The sequence below is a fragment of the Streptomyces anulatus genome, from assembly GCF_000721175.1.
GTDB lineage: Bacteria > Actinomycetota > Actinomycetes > Streptomycetales > Streptomycetaceae > Streptomyces > Streptomyces anulatus_C.
The window spans coordinates 336,538-355,056 of the sequence record NZ_JOEZ01000007.1 but is presented as its reverse complement, the minus strand read 5'-3'; the positions used below and the strand labels follow the sequence as shown (position 1 = coordinate 355,056).

Genomic DNA, 18,519 nt, shown 5'->3' with positions numbered 1-18,519 from the left:
GATCTCCCCTTCGGCAGGCAAGTTGAGCTACACGGACTCAATGCTCCTGAGCCGCCGAATGTTCCCCACTCTTTGTTCGCTCTGAGCGATCAGGTGTTCCGGGTCGACACGCCCGCCCGCCGGGGCAGGCCCTCCGTGTACGGGAGCACCGCCGGACCGGCGGTTGTTCCCCGCCCGGCGACCCGCCCGGAGCGCCGAACCCGCTGGCCCTCGGCCCGGGCGTCGGGACAGGATGGCGGACACCGACCGCTACGACCGGAGACCGGAGAGCCACACGATGTCCGCGATGTCCGCACCGCACGCCCCCGACCCGATGCCGACGCGCCTCCCCGACACCCCCGTCGTCCTCGACCGGCGCGAGGGCCCCTTCGGCGAGGTCGTGCTGCGGGAGCGCGGGGAGCACTTCGAGATCATCGCCAACGGCTGCTTCCTGATGGACACCTCCGACGGGCGCTCCGAGCGGCTGCTGATCGACGCCGCGCTGGCCGCGCTGCCGGCCGGGCGGACCGGCCCTTCGGTGCTGATCGGCGGTCTGGGCGTCGGGTTCTCCCTGGTGCGGGCCGCCGAGGAGGAGCGCTGGGGGCGGATCGTGGTCGTGGAGCGGGAGCAGGCGATCGTGGACTGGCACCGGGCCGGGCCGCTGGACCGGATCACCGGGCCGGCCCTGGCCGACCCGCGGACCGGGATCCTGCACACCGATCTGGTCGCCCACCTCCGTACGGCCACGGAGCGTTACGACGCGCTCTGCCTGGACATCGACAACGGGCCCGACTGGACCGTCACGGAGGACAACGGGAGCCTCTACTCCGCTGCCGGGCTCGCGCACTGCCACGACCGGCTGACGCCGGGCGGCGTGCTCGCCGTCTGGTCCGCGCAGCCGTCGGCGGCCTTCGAACAGGCGTTGCGGAATGCCGGGTTCAGCGGGGTTAGGACGGAAGAAGTGGCCGTTGCCCGAGGTGTGCCCGACGTGGTCCATCTCGCACTCCGGGCGGCCTGACCCCTCCTCCCGGTATGCGCGGCCCGGCGGTGGCACGGGACAACCGGCACACGGGCGACGATCCGGTTGCCCGGTGGCTGGTAACTCGCACCACCGGGGCAACACCCTGCGTAGCCGGGAGCCCTCCGCTGCCTTTACGCTGCTGACCGGCACACGGGATCACCCACGAAATTCACGAGCGAATACCGTGCCTCCGGGGGAATGGCTCCCGCGAGAACGGGCAGGGGCGGGGCGATGGAACAGACACACACCACCCACAACGGCGTCGCGGCCACCCCAGGGGCTCAGCGCCGGGTGCTGGTGGTCGAGGACGACCCCACGATCGTCGACGCCATTTCCGCCCGGCTGCGGGCGGAGGGCTTCCTGGTGCAGACCGCGCTGGACGGCCCTGCGGCCGTGGACGCGGCCGAGGCCTGGCAGCCCGATCTGATGGTGCTCGACATCATGCTTCCCGGCTTCGACGGCCTGGAGGTCTGCCGCCGGGTGCAGGCGCAGCGCCCGGTGCCGGTGCTGATGCTCACCGCACGCGACGACGAGACCGACATGCTGGTCGGGCTCGGGGTCGGCGCCGACGACTACATGACCAAGCCGTTCTCCATGCGGGAGCTGGCCGCCCGGGTGCACGTGCTGCTGCGGCGGGTGGAGCGGGCCGCACTGGCCGCCGTCACCCCGCGCAGCGGGATACTGCGTCTGGGTGAGCTGGAGATCGACCACTCGCAGCGCCGGGTCCGGGTGCGCGCCGAGGACGTCCACCTCACGCCGACCGAGTTCGACCTGCTGGTCTGCCTCGCCAACACCCCGCGCGCGGTGCTCTCCCGGGAGCAGCTGCTGGCCGAGGTGTGGGACTGGGCGGACGCCTCGGGCACCCGCACGGTCGACAGCCACATCAAGGCGCTGCGCCGGAAGATCGGCGCGGAGCGGATCCGTACCGTGCACGGCGTGGGCTACGCCCTGGAGACTCCCGCGCCATGACGCGGCCAGGGTCCGGGCTGCGGCCCTTCTCGATCAAGGCCAAGCTCGGCACCCTCGTCGTGGTCTCGGTGTTCATCACCACGGGCCTGCTGATCGTCGCGTTGCGGACCCGTACGGAGTTCCGCTTCATCACGGTGTTCTCGGTGATCGCGACGCTGCTGATCACCCAGTTCGTGGCGCACGGTCTGACGGCGCCGCTGGACGAGATGAGAGCGGTGGCCCGGTCCATCTCGCACGGCGACTACACGCGCCGGGTGAGCGGCGCGGCGCGGCGGGACGAGCTGGGCGACCTGGCGCGGACGATCAACCGCATGGCGGACGATCTGGAGGCGGAGGACCGGCATCGAAAAGAGCTGGTCGCCAATGTCAGCCATGAACTGCGCACCCCCATCGCGGCGCTGAGAGCCGTGCTGGAGAACGTGGTGGACGGGGTGTCCGCCGCCGATCCGGAGACGATGCGCACGGCGCTGAAGCAGACGGAACGGCTCGGCCGGCTGGTCGAGACGCTGCTGGACCTGTCGCGGCTGGACAACGGGGTGGTGGCGCTCAAGGCACGCCGTTTCGAGGTGTGGCCGTATCTCTCGGGCGTACTGAAAGAGGCCAATCTCGCCACCTCCCGGCGAGGCCTGTCGTCGGGTTCGGGCAACCACTCCCGTACGGACGTCCATCTGCACCTGGACGTCTCGCCGCCGGAGCTCACCGCGCACGCGGACGCCGAGCGGCTGCACCAGGTGGTCGCGAACCTCATCGACAACGCGGTCAGGCACAGCCCGCCGCACGGCCGGGTGACGGTGCTCGCGCGGCGCGGGGCCCACCCCGAGTCGCTGGAGCTGGAAGTCATCGACGAGGGGCCCGGCATCCCGGAGGCGGAGCGCCACCGGGTGTTCGAGCGCTTCAACCGGGGCCAGGCGCCGTCCCCGCACGGTCCGGGGAGCGACGGCGGCACGGGACTGGGGCTGGCCATCGCCCGTTGGGCGGTCGATCTGCACGGCGGCAGGATCGGGGTGGCCGAATCCGCACGGGGCTGCCGCATCCAGGTCACCCTCCCGGGAATCTCCGAGCCGCGCGGTTGACGGCGCCGTTGACATAGGGTCGAAGCGGAAGGGCGCGTTCATCCGCGTCCTGCCAGCAGAGGACTTCAAGGGGATACGGTCGGATGACCGTATCCACGGTCCTGCGTACCCGAAGTGCAGTGGAACCTCGCTTGTTTCCCGCCATTTCCTTCGCCGAAACCCGCCTTCCGATGTGATGTGCACGACGAAGCACCGGCCCGGCCTGCAAGGAACGGTTCGGGGGGCGTAGCCTTGATTTCCGCTGTCCATCACCTTGTGAAGCGGAAGAGGGCGGTTGCCGCCGTGTCGTCTCAGTCCCCCAGTAACTCGAGCATCTCGACCGACCAAGCCGGACCGGGCACCAACCCGGCCGCGGCGTTCGGCGCCAATGAATGGCTCGTCGACGAGATCTACCAGCAGTACCTCCAGGATCCCAGTTCGGTCGATCGCGCCTGGTGGGACTTCTTCGCCGACTACAAGCCGGGTGCCTCCGGCACGGCGGACAAGCCCGTTCCCGGCGACGGGGCCCCGGTGACCGAGGCCCCGGCATCCGCCGCCCCGGCCGCGCCCGCTCCGGCCGCGCCCGCTCCGGCGAAGCCCGCGCCCGCAGCCGCCCCGGCGGCTCCCGCGCAGCCGGCCCCGGCCAAGGCCGCCCCGGCAGCCGCTCCGGCTCCGGCGAAGCCCGCGACGGCGAAGCCCGCCGCCGCACCCGCCAAGGCGGACGAGGCCACCGAGGCCCCGGCCGGCCCGGAGTACGTGACGCTGCGCGGCCCTTCGGCCGCCGTCGCGAAGAACATGAACGCCTCGCTGGAGCTGCCGACGGCCACATCCGTCCGCGCGGTCCCGGTGAAGCTGCTCTTCGACAACCGCATCGTCATCAACAACCACCTCAAGCGCGCCCGCGGCGGGAAGATCTCCTTCACGCACCTCATCGGGTACGCGATGGTGCAGGCCCTCAAGGCCATGCCGTCGATGAACTACTCCTTCGCCACGAAGGACGGCAAGCCGACCCTGGTCAAGCCGGAGCACATCAACCTGGGTCTGGCCATCGACCTGGTGAAGCCGAACGGCGACCGCCAGCTGGTCGTCGCGGCCATCAAGAAGGCCGAGACGCTCAACTTCTTCGAGTTCTGGCAGGCGTACGAGGACATCGTCCGGCGCGCCCGCATCGGCAAGCTCGGCATGGACGACTTCTCCGGCGTCACCGCCTCGCTGACCAACCCCGGCGGCATCGGCACCGTTCACTCGGTGCCCCGCCTGATGCCCGGTCAGGGCCTCATCATGGGCGTCGGCGCGATGGACTACCCGGCGGAGTTCCAGGGCACTTCGCAGGACACCCTGAACAAGCTCGGTATCTCGAAGGTCATGACGCTGACCTCGACCTACGACCACCGGGTCATCCAGGGCGCCGCCTCCGGCGAGTTCCTGCGGGTCCTCTCCCAGCTGCTGCTCGGCGAGAACGAGTTCTACGACGAGATCTTCAAGGCGCTGCGCATCCCCTACGAGCCGGTCCGCTGGCTCAAGGACATCGACGCCTCGCACGACGACGACGTCACCAAGGCCGCGCGGGTCTTCGAGCTGATCCACTCCTACCGGGTCCGCGGCCACGTCATGGCCGACACCGACCCGCTGGAGTACCACCAGCGCAAGCACCCCGACCTGGACATCACCGAGCACGGCCTCACCCTGTGGGACCTGGAGCGGGACTTCGCGGTCGGCGGGTTCGCCGGCAAGACGATGATGAAGCTCCGCGACATCCTCGGTGTGCTCCGCGAGTCGTACTGCCGCACCACCGGCATCGAGTTCATGCACATCCAGGACCCGAAGCAGCGCAAGTGGCTCCAGGACCGGGTCGAGCGCCCGCGCCCGAAGCCCGAGCGCGAGGAGCAGCTGCGCATCCTGCGCCGGCTGAACGCCGCGGAGGCGTTCGAGACGTTCCTGCAGACGAAGTACGTCGGCCAGAAGCGGTTCTCGCTGGAGGGCGGCGAGTCCGTCATCCCGCTGCTCGACGCGGTGCTGGACTCCGCCGCCGAGGCCCGCCTCGACGAGGTCGTCATCGGCATGGCCCACCGCGGCCGGCTGAACGTCCTGGCGAACATCGTCGGCAAGTCGTACGCGCAGATCTTCCGCGAGTTCGAGGGCAACCTCGACCCGCGCTCGATGCACGGCTCCGGCGACGTCAAGTACCACCTGGGCGCCGAGGGCACCTTCACCGGTCTGGACGGCGAGCAGATCAAGGTCTCGCTGGCCGCCAACCCCTCGCACCTGGAGGCGGTCGACCCGGTCCTGGAGGGCATCGCCCGCGCCAAGCAGGACATCATCAACAAGGGCGGCACGGACTTCACGGTCCTGCCCGTCGCGCTCCACGGCGACGCGGCCTTCGCGGGCCAGGGCGTCGTCGCCGAGACGCTCAACATGTCGCAGCTGCGCGGCTACCGCACCGGCGGCACCGTGCACGTGGTGATCAACAACCAGGTCGGCTTCACCGCCGCCCCGGAGTCCTCGCGCTCCTCGATGTACGCCACCGACGTGGCGCGCATGATCGAGGCGCCGATCATCCACGTCAACGGCGACGACCCGGAGGCCGTGGTCCGCGTCGCGCGGCTGGCCTTCGAGTTCCGGCAGGCGTTCAACAAGGACGTCGTGATCGACCTCATCTGCTACCGCCGCCGCGGTCACAACGAGGGCGACAACCCGGAGTTCACCAACCCGCAGATGTACACCCTGATCGACAAGAAGCGCTCGGTGCGCAAGCTCTACACCGAGTCCCTCATCGGTCGCGGCGACATCACGCTGGAAGAGGCGGAGCAGGCGCTCCAGGACTTCCAGGGTCAGCTGGAGAAGGTCTTCGCGGAGGTCCGCGAGGCCACCTCGCAGCCCGCCGCCCCGCACGTCCCGGAGCCGCAGGCGGCGTTCCCGGTGGCCGTGGAGACCGCGGTCTCCACCGAGGTCGTCAAGCGGATCGCCGAGTCGCAGGTCAACATCCCCGAGTCGATCACCGTCCACCCCCGCCTGATGCCGCAGATGCAGCGTCGCGCGGCCTCGGTGGAGAACGGCACGATCGACTGGGGCATGGGCGAGACCCTGGCCATCGGTTCGCTGCTGATGGAGGGCACCCCGGTCCGGCTCGCCGGCCAGGACACCCGCCGCGGCACGTTCGGCCAGCGCCACGCGGTCCTGGTCGACCAGGTCACCGGCGAGGACTACACCCCGCTGCTGTACCTGGCCGACGACCAGGCCCGGTACAACGTCTACGACTCGCTGCTCTCGGAGTACGCGGCGATGGGCTTCGAGTACGGCTACTCGCTGGCCCGTCCGGAGTCGCTGGTCATCTGGGAGGCCCAGTTCGGTGACTTCGTCAACGGCGCGCAGACCGTCGTGGACGAGTTCATCTCCTCGGCCGAGCAGAAGTGGGGCCAGACCTCCGGCGTCACGCTGCTGCTGCCGCACGGCTACGAGGGCCAGGGCCCGGACCACAGCTCCGCCCGCCCCGAGCGCTTCCTCCAGATGTGCGCGCAGGACAACATGACGGTCGCGATGCCGACCCTCCCGTCGAACTACTTCCACCTGCTGCGCTGGCAGGTGCACAACCCGCACCACAAGCCGCTCATCGTCTTCACCCCGAAGTCGATGCTGCGTCTGAAGGCCGCGGCCTCGACGATCGAGGAGTTCACCACCGGCGGCTTCCGCCCGGTGATCGGCGACGCGTCGGTCAAGGCCGAGGACGTCCGCAAGGTCGTCTTCTGCGCGGGCAAGCTCTACTACGACCTGGACGCCGAGCGGGAGAAGCGCGGCGACAGGGAGACGGCGATCATCCGGCTGGAGCGCCTGTACCCGCTGCCGGGTGCGGAGATCCAGGCCGAGATCGCGAAGTACCCGAACGCCGAGAAGTACCTGTGGGCCCAGGAGGAGCCGGCGAACCAGGGTGCGTGGCCGTTCATCGCGCTCAACCTGATCGACCACCTGGACCTCGCGGTCGGCTCGGACGTGCCGCACGGCGAGCGCCTGCGCCGCATCTCGCGGCCGCACGGCTCGTCCCCGGCGGTCGGCTCGGCCAAGCGTCACCAGGCGGAGCAGACGCAGCTGGTCGACGAGGTCTTCGAGGCCTGAGGACCGCACTGCCGAACACTCCGGTGACCCGGCTCCGCGCTTGTCGCGGGGCCGGGTCTCCGGCGTTCTGGGGGCCGGCGGGCCTCGCTATCCTTTTCCCATGTACTTCACGGACCGTGGCATCGAGGAACTGGAGAAGCGGCGCGGCGAGGAGGAGGTCACCTTCGAGTGGCTCGCCGAGCAGCTGCGGACGTTCGTCGATCTCAACCCCGACTTCGAGGTGCCCGTCGAGCGCCTCGCGACCTGGCTGGCCCGGCTGGACGACGAGGACGACGAGGACGCGTGACCCGCGCGTTCTAGCTAGTAGGCGTCCGCGCCCGCCCTGGCCCGTTCGTACGCGAGTCCCAGCGCGCCCTGCGCCAGGAGCACCGCGCCGGCCGCCGCCCAGCCACCGCTGCGGCGGCGGGCGCCCCACAGCAGGAGCGGGAGCCCGGCCGCGAGCTGGACGGCGGCGACGGCCCGCGCGCGGGGGCCGCGTACCCACGGGCCGACCCGGCTGCTCTCGACCGCGTCCAGTTCGACGCGTACGGCATCACGCCAGCCGGCCCATTCGACGCGCTCCACCCCGCGCTGCACAGCGGCGACGCTGCGCAGCCGGTCGGCGCTCTCGCCCGGGGAGAGTCCGGCGGGCACCGCCAGCCCGGTACGGGTGAGGACGGCGAGCAGTCCGCGCAGCCGGGCGTCCGCGCCCGCGTCCGGATCGGGGCGGGTGAGTGCTTCCAGCGCCTCTACGTCCAGCACCGGGTCGAGGCCGAGCCGGACCGCGAAGGTGCGCATGGCCTCGTCCTCGCCCACCGGGGTGCCGTCGGTCAGCCAGATGTAGCCGACGGGACGCCGGAATCCGGCGGCGAGGGTGTATCCGGCCCGGTCGGCGTCCCACCACAGGGCGAGCACCGGCCAGGTGGAGCCGACGGCGAGCGCGGTGGCCCAGCCGCCGAGGACCCGGTCGACCGGCTCCGCGTCCGGCTCCGCGCCCCCGGTCCGCCAGGGCTTCCCCTCCGGGACGAGCACGCTCCACTCCTCGCCCGCGCGGGCCAGCAGCATCTGCTCGCGCAGCAGGTGGGCGAGCGGCCGTACGGTCTCGGGGTCGGCCCGGCACAGCAGGAGGGCCCCGGTGGATGTCGCGTTCATGGCTCACACGCTAGGGCAATATGCCCATTTTTGATGCTGTTGTATGCACTTCGCACCCCGTCGACTTCCCTTGACTTCCCCCATCCGCGATATATCGTGTTCTGAACGAGACGCGATATGTTGCGTCACCACGCTTTCCGGGAGGTCACATCCATGCCCGTGTCGACATGGACCATCGCCGAGCCGCGGAAGCTCGCCTTCGACGATCCGGTGGCGGCGCTCCACGTGCGCATCGTCGACGGCACGGTCAACGTGGTGGGGACCGACGAGCCGGACGCCCGGCTGGAGATCTCCGCGATCGAGGGCCCGCCGCTGATCGTGACCCAGGAGGACGACCGGCTCACCGTGGCCTACGAGGACCTGCCCTGGCAGGACTTCCTGCGCTGGTTCGACCCCAAAGGCCGCCGCCGCAGTGCCGTCGTCTCGCTCGTCGTGCCGGCCGGTTCCTCGGTCGAGGTCGGCGTGATCGGCGCCGGGGCCGTCGTCTCCGGCATCAGCGGCCGCACCGAGGTCCGCGGCATCACCGGGGACTCCACGCTCGTCGGGCTGACCGGCGCGGTGCGCGGGGAGTCCGTGTCGGGCAGCCTGGAGGCGCAGAGCGTCACGGGGGACCTGCGCTTCCACTCCGTGTCCGGTGATCTGACGGTGGTCGACGGGGCGGGCGCCTCGGTCCGGGCCGAGTCCGTCAGCGGGGACATGGTGCTGGACGTCGACCCGTCCGGGAAGCCAACGGACATCCGGCTGACCACGGTGTCCGGCGAGATCGCGATCCGGCTGCCGCACCCGGCCGACGCCAGGGTCGAGGCGAACACCGCGAGCGGGGACGTCTCCAACGCCTTCGAGGACCTGCGGGTCGGCGGGCAGTGGGGGGCGAAGAAGGTCACCGGCACGCTGGGCGCCGGGACGGGGACCCTGCGGGCGACGACCGTGTCCGGTTCGATCGCCCTCCTGCGCAGGCCGCCCGCCGAGGACGACGCGTACGCCGCCGAGCCGACCGGAAAGGTTCTCTGACATGCCCCCCGTATTCGCCCACGGCCGTCTGCGGCTGTATCTCCTCAAGCTCCTGGACGAGGCCCCCCGCCACGGATACGAGGTCATCCGCCTGCTGGAGGAGCGCTTCCAGGGCCTGTACGCCCCGTCCGCCGGCACGGTCTACCCGCGGCTGGCCAAGTTGGAGGCCGAGGGCCTGGTCACCCACGCCACCGAAGGCGGCCGCAAGGTCTACTCGATCACCGACGGCGGCCGCGAGGAACTGGCGGGCCGCAGCGGCGAACTGGCCGACCTGGAGCTGGAGATCCGCGACTCGGTCGCCGAGCTGGCCGCCGAGATACGCGACGACGTACGGGGCGCTGCGGGCCGGCTCCGCAGCGACATGCGGGCGGCCGCGTCGGAATCCCGGCATGGAACGAAGGCGGGAGCCGGCAGCGGCAAGGGGGCGGGAAAGAGAGATGCTTCCTCCCCGTTCGGCGACTTCGGCGACTTCGGCAATCTGGGCGACCTCGGCGACAGCGAGGCATGGCGCACGGCGAAGGAGGAGCTGCGCCGGGCCAAGCAGGAGTGGAAGGAGCAGGCCCGCCGGGCGAAGGACGAGTCCCGGCGCGCCCGCGAGGACGCCCAGCAGGCCCGCCGTCAGGCCAGGGAGGCCCAGGAGAAGGCGCGCGAGCAGATGCAGACCGCCGCCCGCCAGGTGCAGGAGCACTTCGCGCGGGGTGACTGGCCCTCCGGCGTACGGGAGGGTCTCGCGGAGATCACCGGCCAGCTCGGTGGCTTCGCCCGGTCCGGCGCCTGGCCGCCGTTCGGCAGGCCCGAGCCGGACGCCGCCCCGCCCGTCCGGGACCCGGCCCCCGGTGCGGACTGGGGGCAGGACGTGCCGTCGGCCGGCGACCCGGTGCGTGACCTGGACCGGCTGCTGGACCGTTTCCGCGACGGCATCCGGGACGCGGCCCGCGATCACGGGGTGACGGAGGCCCAGCTCGCTGAGGCCCGCCGCCACCTGGGCGCGGCGACGGCCCGGATCGAGGCGCTGCTGACGGCTCAGGACGAGGACGGCGGGAAGGCCTGAGGGTGGGGTGGGGCGCCTGCCGCCCCACCCCACCGCTCATCCGGCCTCAGCGTGCCCCTGTCAATCAAAGTTGACATCATCGTCGGCAAGCCGCGCGTGCCGCTCGACGTCGTACCGGACGTCGCCGTACCGCAGTTTCGCCCGGTCGATTCCCTCGGGCGCGAATCCCGACCGGGTCGCGACCCGGCAGGAGGCCGGGTTGTCGGTGCGGTGGCCCAGCTCCAGCCGGTACAGCCCGAGCTCGTCGAAGGCCCAGCGCGCCAGGGCCCGCACTCCGGCCGCGGCGACGCCCCGGCCGCGCGCCCCCTTCGTGGTCCAGTAGGAGACCCAGCCGGTGTCATGGGTCCGGTTGACGGCGCCGAGGGCGACACAGCCGAGGGCCTCGCCCTCCTCCCCCACGACGGCCCAGGAGTAGCCGGTGCGCGCTCCCCGTTCGCGCGTGCGGTCCGCGATCCAGGCCAGCGCCCCGGGCCGGTCGAACACGGGCCGGTCGGTCTGGCGGTCCATCTCGGCCGGGGCGAAGGCGCGGAGCACTGCCGACGCGTCGGCGGGCTCCCAGGGGCGCAGCAGAAACCCTTCAGGGGTGGTCAGTTCGTCCATACGGGCCAGCTTCCCGCACGGTCACCACCACCTCGCCGCCGCGCCATGCCGGAACGACCGGCCATCCCCCGCGCGACGGCGTGCCGATGACATGGGCAGGTCCGGTGACGGTGACACGCCAGCCCCGGGGCGAGGGTGGGAGGGACAGTTCCGTCACCCCGGGGCGGTTGGCCGCCCGGTAGGCGAGGCGGTAGGTGCGGGTGCCCGCGTCGTACGCCTCGGAGCTGACGGTTCCCGCGACGGCCGGGGCGTACGGAGTGGCCGTCCGCTCCTTGTTCGTACGGAAGCGGCCGTGCTCGTCGACCGCGCAGTAGCCGCTGCCGTAGCACCAGACGTACCCCGCCCAGCCGGAGCTGTAGCGGTTCAGGGAGGCGACGGCCTCGCGGTAGAAGCGGCCCATGTTGGGGAGGGAGTTGTTCAGCGGCCCCCACTCGCCGACGACGACCGGCATCCGGTGGCGGGCCGGATAGGCGGTGACGGCGGCCTCGTACGCCTCGATCCAGCCGGCCGAGGGGTCGTAGTCCGCGCCCGCCTCCATGGCGGTGTTGTAGAAGTGCGGGGCGTACACGGCCCGGCGGTCCTCGATCCTGCCGAGTCCGGTGGGGACGCCCTCGCCGACGATGGGCGTCGGTTCGACGAAGAGCCAGGTGTCGCGGTCCTTCGCCCGGACGGCGCGGGCGAGCCGGTTGTACATCGGCGTGAGGTGCTGGGCTTCGATGCGGCGGGCGGCGGTGGGCAGGTCCTCGCCGGCGCGCAGCTCCCCCATCGGCTCGTTGATCAGGTCGTAGCCGAGGACGGCCGGGTGGCGGCCGAAGCGTTCGGCGAGGACCTGCCACATGGCGGCCTGGGCGCGCTGGAGGTCGGGGTCCTCGTAGAGGTGGGTGAAGGCCCGCTGGACGGCCGGTTCGAAGTACTCGGAGAACCAGTCGTCGGGGTTCGGGGTGAACGGCAGCCCGTCGGTCCTGGTGGCCCATTCCGGGATGCCCCGGTGCCCGAACGCGGGTCCGAAGACGTCCTGGTGGGCGTCGATGAGGACATGGACACGATGCTTGCGCGCCCAGTCCAGGATGCGTTCGACGCGCCGGAGGTAGCGCTCGCTGTACCGGCCGCGCGTGGGCTCCAGGTCGTCCCAGAAGACCAGCAGTCGGGCGAAGTTGAAGCCGTTCGCGCGCAGGTCGCGGAAGTGCCGTTCGGTGATGGCGGTGAGGGCGGCCTCGCCCCGGTTCGTCTTGTCCTCGACGTTCCAGCCGCGCAGGGTGAGGGTGCGCCCCCGGTCGTCGGTCAGTGGCGGGATGCCGTGCCCGGAGGGCTGTACGGGTGCGGGTGCGGGGCGCGCCGAGGCGGCGGGGGCGAGGGCCCCGGCCGCGAGCACGGACGCGACGACAACTGCCATGAGTGCTCTGCCCATTCGCATGGGCAGAGCACATCAGCAAAGATGAGCAACCCTCAAGTATCTGTCACCGAAGAGTTTCTGGCAGACCTAGGAGGTCGGCGTGAGTACGATCTTCCCGAAGAGGTCGCCCGACTCCAGCCGCTGGAACCCCTCGCGGGCCCGGTCCAGCGGCAGCACCTCGTCGATGACCGGGCGCACCCCGGTGGTGGCGCAGAACGCGAGCAGGTCCTCCAGCTCGTCCTTGGACCCCATGGTGGAGCCGACGACCTTCAGCTCCAGGAAGAAGATCCGGGTCAGCTCGGCGTGCGCGGGCCGGTCGCCGCTGGTGGCCCCGGAGATGACGAGGGTGCCGCCCGGGCGCAGTGACTTCACGGAGTGGGACCAGGTGGCGGCCCCCACGGTCTCGATGACGGCGTCCACCCGCTGCGGCAGCCGGGCGCCGGGCTCGTACGCCTCCAGCGCGCCGAGCTCGACCGCCCGCTCGCGCTTGGCCTTGTCCCGGCTGGTGGCGAAGACCCGCAGCCCGGCGGCCTTCCCGAGCACGATCGCTGCGGTGGCGACCCCGCCGCCCGCGCCCTGGACGAGCACGGAATCGCCGGGGCGCACCCCGGCGTTGGTGAACAGCATCCGGTACGCGGTGAGCCAGGCGGTCGGCAGACAGGCCGCCTCCTCGAAGCTGAGCTCCTTCGGCTTGGGCAGCACGTTCCAGGCCGGGACGGTGACCTGCTCGGCGAAGGTGCCCTGGTAGCGCTCGGTGAGGATGGAGCGCGGCTCCTTCGGCCCGACGCCGTGCCCCGACTGCCCGACGACGGAGTGCAGGACGACCTCGTTGCCGTCCTGGTCGACGCCTGCGGCATCGCAGCCGAGGATGATCGGCAGCCGGTCCTGCGGGAGGCCCACTCCACGCAGGGACCAGAGGTCGTGGTGGTTCAGGGAAGCGGCCCGGACGGTGACGGTGGTCCATCCGGGACGCGTCTCGGGTGCCGGGCGATCACCCAGTTCCAGGCCGTCGAGGGGCCGGTCGGGGTCGATGCGGGCTGCGTAGGCGGCGAACATGGCTCGACGATAGGCGGGGCGGGGCGCCAACGAAACCGCCTGCGCGTGTGACGCACGCCAACCGGCCCTGCCGAGCCGGCCGGGCCCTCCGGCGCTGGAGGAGCCAAGGGCCGCACACCCAGCCCTCCGCGCTTGAGGAGCCAGGGACCACACACCCAGCCCCTCCAGCGCTGGAGGAGCGGGAGACCACACACCCAGCCCCTCCGACACTTGACGAGCCAGGGACCACACACCCAGCCCCTCCGACGTTTGAGGAGCGGGGGTCCAGGGGCGGAGCCCCCGGGGGCGCTGACCCGAGGGCTCTGGGAAGGCTGAAAGGTGCCCGGTTCAAGCCGGAAGCGCTGACAGGTGACCGGCCCCCTCGCCGGGTACGCGGAAAGGCGAACGGGCGGGGCCCCACCCACAGGCCCCGCCCACCACACAACCGCTCAACCGCGGACTCAGCGCCGGGCCACACCCTCCGCACGGGCCGCCGCCGCCACCGCCGCGGTGACCGCCGGAGCGACCCGCTCGTCGAACGGCGACGGGATCACGTAGTCCGCCGCCAGCTCATCGCCGACCACGTCGGCCAGTGCGTTCGCCGCCGCGATCTTCATGCCCTCGGTGATCCGGGAGGCCCGGACCTGGAGCGCGCCCGCGAAGATGCCCGGGAACGCCAGCACGTTGTTGATCTGGTTCGGGAAGTCCGAACGGCCGGTCGCCACGACGGCCGCGTACTTGTGCGCGACGTCCGGGTGGACCTCCGGGTTCGGGTTGGCCATCGCGAAGACGTACGCACCGGGCGCCATGGAGGCCACCGCCGCCTCCGGGACCGTACCGCCGGAGACGCCGATGAAGACGTCCGCACCGGCGAGCGCCGTGTCCAGCGAACCGGAGAGGCCGGCCCGGTTGGTGAGCTCGGCCAGCTCGCGCTTGACCTCGGTGAGGTCGTCGCGGTCGCGGCTGACGATGCCCTTGCGGTCAGCCACCGCGATGTCGCCGATGCCGGCCTCCAGCAGGAACTTGGCGATGGCCACGCCCGCCGCGCCCGCGCCGGAGATGACGCCGCGCAGGTCGCCGAGCGTCCGCCCGGAGAGCTTCGCGGCGTTGCGCAGGGCGGCGAGGGTGACGACGGCGGTGCCGTGCTGGTCGTCGTGGAAGACCGGGATGTCCAGGCGCTCCTGGAGCTTGCGCTCGATCTCGAAGCACCGGGGCGCCGAGATGTCCTCCAGGTTCACGCCGCCGAAGGACGGAGCGAGCCGGACGACGGTGTCGACGATCTCGTCGGCGTCGGTGGTCGCGAGTGCGATCGGCACCGCGTCGACGCCGCCGAACTGCTTGAAGAGGATGGCCTTGCCCTCCATGACGGGGAGGGACGCCTCGGGTCCGATGTCGCCGAGCCCGAGCACGGCGGTGCCGTCCGTCACGACGGCCACGACCTGGGACTTCCAGGTGTAGTCGTGGACGAGCTCGGGGTTGTCGGCGATGGCGCTGCACACTTTCGCCACACCGGGCGTGTACGCCAGGGAAAGGTCGTCCTTGTCCCGGATCGGGACGGTGGCCTGCACGGCCATCTTCCCGCCCCGGTGGAGGGCGAAGGCCGGATCGAAGGGCTCGTCGGCCCCGGTGTCCGCTGCGCTCGTGCGCTGGATGCCACTGTCAGTAGTGCTGTCGCTGCGAGGATTGACGATCTCCGCTGCCATGGTGTTGACCCCTTAAGTCTTCATCGTTTGAGGGTGGCCACTCCTGGTTGAGGAGGGGTGGGCGGGCACCGCGTACGTGCCCCGCACCGAGCGGTTGGCCCGCCCTGGCAGGGATGAGGTACATACGCGCGGGCGCGCCGCACACGCGCCCTGAGCCCCGGATGAGGGGTGTAAACGTCTTTCTTACCGGACGAACGGTGTTACGGACGAGTCCATATCGATGCGGTGACGTGACTCATAGTCGAATATCTGGACAAGTCGGCAAACCGACATAAATGCCGTCCACCAGTCGAGACGCACCGAAGATTCTCCGGCGAGGGGAACGAATTCCCGCAGATGATCCGGTCCCGAGGTACCGGCCATTGATGTTCGGGGGTCGCCCGTTATCCGATTTTGACATGGCTGGACCCCTGAATGAGCCAGTCCGAGTGGCAGGATGCCGTCATCACACAAGGTGGCGACACCCGAAGGTGCGTGCCAAGCCGCCCACCTGCACCTCACCCTCACCTGCCGGAGGATCCCGACATGACCGCAAGCATCACGCGTCGCACGACCGCCAGGACCCGGATCTCGGCGGTCGGCGCCATCGCGGTCGCCGGCTCGCTGCTCCTCACCGCCTGTGGCGACCAGACCGACAGCTCCTCCCAGGAGAGCGGCAGCGGCAAGGAGACCAAGAGCGGCGCGCCGCTCTTCTCCAAGCTGCCGGAGAAGTACCAGAAGTCCGGTGTGATCAAGGTCGGCACGAACGCCGAGTACGCCCCGATGGAGTCCGTCGAGAACGGAAAGATCGTGGGCGTCGACCCTGATCTGGCCGACGCCCTCGGCAAGCAGCTCGGCGTGAAGTTCGAGTTCACCTCGGGCTCCTTCGACGGCCTGATCACCGCCCTGAACAGCGGGCGCCACGACATCGCGATGTCGTCCATCACGGACAACAAGCAGCGCCAGGAGGGCCTGGACGACTCCGGCAAGAAGCTCGGCGAAGGCGTCGACTTCGTCGACTACTTCCTCGCGGGTACCGCCGTGTACACGAAGAAGGGCAACCCGCAGAACATCAACTCCATCGAGGACCTCTGCGGAAAGCCCGCGGCTGTGCAGCGCGGCACCACGTACGAGGAGGCCCTCAAGAAGCAGTCGAAGGCCTGCACGGACGGCGGCAAGAAGGCCATCAAGATCGAGTCGTTCGAGAACGACACGGAGGCGCAGACCCGCGTCAAGTCCGGCGGTTCGGTCGCCGGTGTCAACGACTACCCGGTCGCGGTCGACCTGGCCCGCAAGGCCGACGGCGGCAAGGCGTTCGAGGTCGTGGGCGAGCAGGTCGACGCCGGCCCCTTCGGCATCGCCGTCAAGAAGACCAACACCGGGCTGCGCGACGCCCTGAAGGAGGCCGTCGACGCGATCATCGCCGACGGTTCGTACCAGAAGGTGCTCGACAAGTGGGGCGCCGGCACGGGAGCGATCGACAAGGCCGCCATCAACGGCGGCAAGTGACCGGACGCTTCACCGAAGGGCAGTCACGATGACTGACAAGTTCGACAAGACACCCGCCGGCTCACCGGCCGGCCAGGTGCACGTCTCCAAGGCCGCCACCACGGCCCCGGAGAACATCAAGGCCATTCCCGTCCGCCATGTCGGCCGCTGGGTCAGCGGCGCCGTGGTCATCGGCCTCCTCGTCGCCCTCGGGTACGCCTTCTCGCAGGGCAACATCCAGTGGCAGGCCGTCGGCGACAAGCTGTTCGACAGCACCGTCGTCGCCGGTGCGGGCCGCACCCTGCTGATCAGCGTCCTCGCGATGGTGCTCGGCGTGATCCTCGGCGTCGTGCTGGCCGTGATGCGGCTGTCGAAGAACCCGGTCACCAGCTGGGTGGCCTGGCTGTACATCTGGTTCTTCCGCGGCACCCCGGTCTACGTACAGCTGCTGCTCTGGTTCAACCTGGCGCTGATCTTCCCGGTCCTGAACATCCCGTTCATCTACAAGGACGAGATGACGGACGTCATGACTCCGTTCATGTGCGCCCTGCTGGGGCTCGCCCTGAACGAGGCCGCCTACATGGCGGAGATCTGCCGCGCCGGCATCCAGTCGGTCGACGAGGGCCAGACCGAGGCCTCGCACGCGCTGGGCATGACCCAGGCCAAGACCATGCGCCGCGTGGTCCTCCCGCAGGCGCTGCGGGTGATCATCCCGCCGACCGGCAACGAGTTCATCAACATGCTCAAGACCTCCTCGCTGGTCTACGCGGTCACGTACAACGAGCTGCTCCGCTCCACTTCCCAGATCGGCTCCACGTCGTACGCGGTGATGGAGATGCTGTTCGTCGCGTCCATCTGGTACATCGTGATGACCAGCGTGTTCAGCGTCGGCCAGTACTACCTGGAGCGCCGTTACGCCCGCGGCTCGCTGCGCTCGCTGCCCCTCACGCCGCTGCAGCGCGTCAAGGTCAGCCTCGCCTCGTTCAGCAACCGGCCCTCCGGAGGTGTCTCCGCATGACCACCCCCATGGTGAAGGCCGAGGGCGTCCACAAGTCCTTCGGCGCAGCCCACATCCTCAAGGGCATCGACCTGGAGGTCGCCCCGCGCGAGGTGTTCTGCCTCGTCGGGCCGTCCGGTTCCGGCAAGTCGACCTTCCTGCGGTGCATCAACCACCTGGAGCAGATCAACGCCGGCCGGCTCTCGGTCGACGGCGAGCTGGTCGGCTACCGGCAGAAGGGCGACAAGCTCTACGAGCTCAAGGACAGCGAGGTCGCCTTCCAGCGCCGGGACATCGGCATGGTGTTCCAGCGGTTCAACCTGTTCCCGCACATGACGGCCATCGAGAACGTCATGGAGGCTCCGATCCAGGTCAAGGGCGAGGCCAAGGCCGTGGCCCGGGCCCGGGCGGAGAAGCTGCTGGACCGGGTGGGCCTCGCCGACAAGAAGAAGAACTACCCCACCCAGCTCTCCGGCGGTCAGCAGCAGCGCGTGGCCATCGCCCGCGCGCTGGCGATGGAGCCGAAGCTGATGCTCTTCGACGAGCCGACCTCGGCGCTCGACCCGGAGCTGGTGGGTGACGTCCTGGACGTCATGCGCGGCCTGGCCGAGGACGGCATGACGATGATCGTCGTCACCCACGAGATGGGCTTCGCCCGCGAGGTAGGCGACGCGCTGGTCTTCATGGACGACGGTGTGGTGGTCGAGTCGGGCCACCCGCGCGACGTGCTGACCAACCCGCAGCACGACCGGACGAAGTCGTTCCTGTCGAAGGTGCTGTAGCTCTTCGGGGCCCGTCGCACACGGCCCCGTCGCGCACGGGAGGGCGGTACGGACTCCGGTCCGTACCGCCCTCCCGTGCGTCCACGCCCCTCAGCCCTTCGGCAGCACCTCCGGGCCGGTGACCAGGTCCTTCACCTGCTGCCGGGAGAGCGGCGGCTCCGGAAACAGGGGCCCCTGGGTGCCGGAGCCCCGAAGCCGGTGACGCAGTCGGTACGGGC

At 70.6% G+C, this 18,519-nt stretch carries 15 protein-coding genes; 10 read left to right on the top strand and 5 right to left on the bottom strand.

Features of this window, described 5'->3' with window-relative positions:
* Positions 1-313: 313 nt before the first annotated feature.
* The 5 genes from IG90_RS0110100 to IG90_RS0110080 all read left to right on the top strand — a co-directional run bounded on the left by IG90_RS0110100 (position 314) and on the right by IG90_RS0110080 (position 7,417).
* Positions 314-997 (top strand): spermidine synthase family protein, encoded by a 684-nt coding sequence (locus tag IG90_RS0110100; protein WP_030580782.1) that lies wholly within the window; start codon positions 314-316, stop codon positions 995-997.
* A 234-nt stretch (positions 998-1,231) separates the two neighbouring features.
* Entirely contained in the window at positions 1,232-1,969 is a 738-nt protein-coding gene (locus IG90_RS0110095) for a response regulator transcription factor (protein WP_030580780.1), read from the top strand.
* Positions 1,966-3,042 (top strand): HAMP domain-containing sensor histidine kinase, encoded by a 1,077-nt coding sequence (locus IG90_RS0110090; protein ID WP_030580779.1) that lies wholly within the window; start codon positions 1,966-1,968, stop codon positions 3,040-3,042. The genes IG90_RS0110095 and IG90_RS0110090 overlap by 4 nt, the downstream gene beginning before the upstream one ends.
* Before the next feature lie 282 nt (positions 3,043-3,324).
* A complete protein-coding gene (locus IG90_RS0110085; protein WP_030580777.1) occupies positions 3,325-7,131 on the top strand; it encodes a multifunctional oxoglutarate decarboxylase/oxoglutarate dehydrogenase thiamine pyrophosphate-binding subunit/dihydrolipoyllysine-residue succinyltransferase subunit in 3,807 nt (1,268 codons plus the stop codon).
* 100 nt (positions 7,132-7,231) lie between these two features.
* Positions 7,232-7,417 carry a DUF6104 family protein gene (locus IG90_RS0110080; protein ID WP_003966321.1) on the top strand — a complete coding sequence of 62 codons (186 nt, stop codon included), beginning with the start codon at positions 7,232-7,234 and terminating at the stop codon, positions 7,415-7,417.
* A gap of 14 nt (positions 7,418-7,431) precedes the next feature.
* On the opposite strand, the gene IG90_RS0110075 is transcribed toward IG90_RS0110080, so the two are convergent.
* Positions 7,432-8,262 (bottom strand): hypothetical protein, encoded by an 831-nt coding sequence (locus IG90_RS0110075; protein WP_030580775.1) that lies wholly within the window; start codon positions 8,260-8,262, stop codon positions 7,432-7,434.
* 153 nt (positions 8,263-8,415) lie between these two features.
* Between IG90_RS0110075 and IG90_RS0110070 the strand changes: the two genes are divergently transcribed.
* Positions 8,416-9,273: a DUF4097 family beta strand repeat-containing protein gene (locus tag IG90_RS0110070; RefSeq protein ID WP_030580773.1), complete on the top strand. Its 858-nt coding sequence runs from the start codon at positions 8,416-8,418 to the stop codon at positions 9,271-9,273.
* Position 9,274: 1 nt separating this feature from the next.
* On the top strand, positions 9,275-10,324 hold the full coding sequence (locus tag IG90_RS0110065) for a PadR family transcriptional regulator (RefSeq protein WP_030580771.1): 1,050 nt from the start codon (positions 9,275-9,277) through the stop codon (positions 10,322-10,324).
* A 60-nt stretch (positions 10,325-10,384) separates the two neighbouring features.
* On the opposite strand, the gene IG90_RS0110060 is transcribed toward IG90_RS0110065, so the two are convergent.
* The 4 genes from IG90_RS0110060 to IG90_RS0110045 all read right to left on the bottom strand — a co-directional run bounded on the left by IG90_RS0110060 (position 10,385) and on the right by IG90_RS0110045 (position 15,055).
* Positions 10,385-10,924, bottom strand: coding sequence for a GNAT family N-acetyltransferase (locus IG90_RS0110060; protein WP_030581260.1), 540 nt, complete (start codon positions 10,922-10,924; stop codon positions 10,385-10,387).
* Entirely contained in the window at positions 10,902-12,317 is a 1,416-nt protein-coding gene (locus IG90_RS0110055) for a cellulase family glycosylhydrolase (RefSeq protein WP_030580769.1), read from the bottom strand. The genes IG90_RS0110060 and IG90_RS0110055 overlap by 23 nt, the downstream gene beginning before the upstream one ends.
* 87 nt (positions 12,318-12,404) lie before the next feature.
* A complete protein-coding gene (locus tag IG90_RS0110050; RefSeq protein WP_030580765.1) occupies positions 12,405-13,373 on the bottom strand; it encodes a zinc-binding dehydrogenase in 969 nt (322 codons plus the stop codon).
* Positions 13,374-13,813: 440 nt separating this feature from the next.
* Positions 13,814-15,055 carry an NAD(P)-dependent malic enzyme gene (locus IG90_RS0110045; protein ID WP_030580762.1) on the bottom strand — a complete coding sequence of 414 codons (1,242 nt, stop codon included), beginning with the start codon at positions 15,053-15,055 and terminating at the stop codon, positions 13,814-13,816.
* Between the two features lie 525 nt (positions 15,056-15,580).
* Between IG90_RS0110045 and IG90_RS0110040 the strand changes: the two genes are divergently transcribed.
* From IG90_RS0110040 to IG90_RS0110030, 3 genes are read left to right on the top strand one after another with little or no spacing between them, the layout of a single operon-like run.
* Positions 15,581-16,543, top strand: coding sequence for an ABC transporter substrate-binding protein (locus tag IG90_RS0110040; protein WP_030580759.1), 963 nt, complete (start codon positions 15,581-15,583; stop codon positions 16,541-16,543).
* A gap of 28 nt (positions 16,544-16,571) precedes the next feature.
* A complete protein-coding gene (locus IG90_RS0110035; protein WP_030580756.1) occupies positions 16,572-17,540 on the top strand; it encodes an amino acid ABC transporter permease in 969 nt (322 codons plus the stop codon).
* Positions 17,537-18,301: an amino acid ABC transporter ATP-binding protein gene (locus IG90_RS0110030; RefSeq protein WP_030580754.1), complete on the top strand. Its 765-nt coding sequence runs from the start codon at positions 17,537-17,539 to the stop codon at positions 18,299-18,301. Before IG90_RS0110035 ends, IG90_RS0110030 begins: the two co-directional genes overlap by 4 nt.
* Positions 18,302-18,519 lie beyond the last annotated feature (218 nt).

What these genes read in the sequence shown, in the direction of transcription:
- IG90_RS0110060 (WP_030581260.1), bottom strand. Translation starts at nt 10,924, where the DNA reads ATGGACGAACTGACCACCCCTGAAGGGTTTCTGCTGCGCCCCTGGGAG.
- IG90_RS0110080 (WP_003966321.1), top strand. Translation starts at nt 7,232, where the DNA reads ATGTACTTCACGGACCGTGGCATCGAGGAACTGGAGAAGCGGCGCGGC.
- IG90_RS0110040 (WP_030580759.1), top strand. Translation starts at nt 15,581, where the DNA reads ATGACCGCAAGCATCACGCGTCGCACGACCGCCAGGACCCGGATCTCG.
- IG90_RS0110065 (WP_030580771.1), top strand. Translation starts at nt 9,275, where the DNA reads ATGCCCCCCGTATTCGCCCACGGCCGTCTGCGGCTGTATCTCCTCAAG.
- IG90_RS0110035 (WP_030580756.1), top strand. Translation starts at nt 16,572, where the DNA reads ATGACTGACAAGTTCGACAAGACACCCGCCGGCTCACCGGCCGGCCAG.
- IG90_RS0110030 (WP_030580754.1), top strand. Translation starts at nt 17,537, where the DNA reads ATGACCACCCCCATGGTGAAGGCCGAGGGCGTCCACAAGTCCTTCGGC.
- IG90_RS0110050 (WP_030580765.1), bottom strand. Translation starts at nt 13,373, where the DNA reads ATGTTCGCCGCCTACGCAGCCCGCATCGACCCCGACCGGCCCCTCGAC.
- IG90_RS0110045 (WP_030580762.1), bottom strand. Translation starts at nt 15,055, where the DNA reads ATGGCAGCGGAGATCGTCAATCCTCGCAGCGACAGCACTACTGACAGT.
- IG90_RS0110055 (WP_030580769.1), bottom strand. Translation starts at nt 12,317, where the DNA reads ATGGCAGTTGTCGTCGCGTCCGTGCTCGCGGCCGGGGCCCTCGCCCCC.
- IG90_RS0110075 (WP_030580775.1), bottom strand. Translation starts at nt 8,262, where the DNA reads ATGAACGCGACATCCACCGGGGCCCTCCTGCTGTGCCGGGCCGACCCC.
- IG90_RS0110070 (WP_030580773.1), top strand. Translation starts at nt 8,416, where the DNA reads ATGCCCGTGTCGACATGGACCATCGCCGAGCCGCGGAAGCTCGCCTTC.
- IG90_RS0110095 (WP_030580780.1), top strand. Translation starts at nt 1,232, where the DNA reads ATGGAACAGACACACACCACCCACAACGGCGTCGCGGCCACCCCAGGG.
- IG90_RS0110100 (WP_030580782.1), top strand. Translation starts at nt 314, where the DNA reads ATGCCGACGCGCCTCCCCGACACCCCCGTCGTCCTCGACCGGCGCGAG.
- IG90_RS0110090 (WP_030580779.1), top strand. Translation starts at nt 1,966, where the DNA reads ATGACGCGGCCAGGGTCCGGGCTGCGGCCCTTCTCGATCAAGGCCAAG.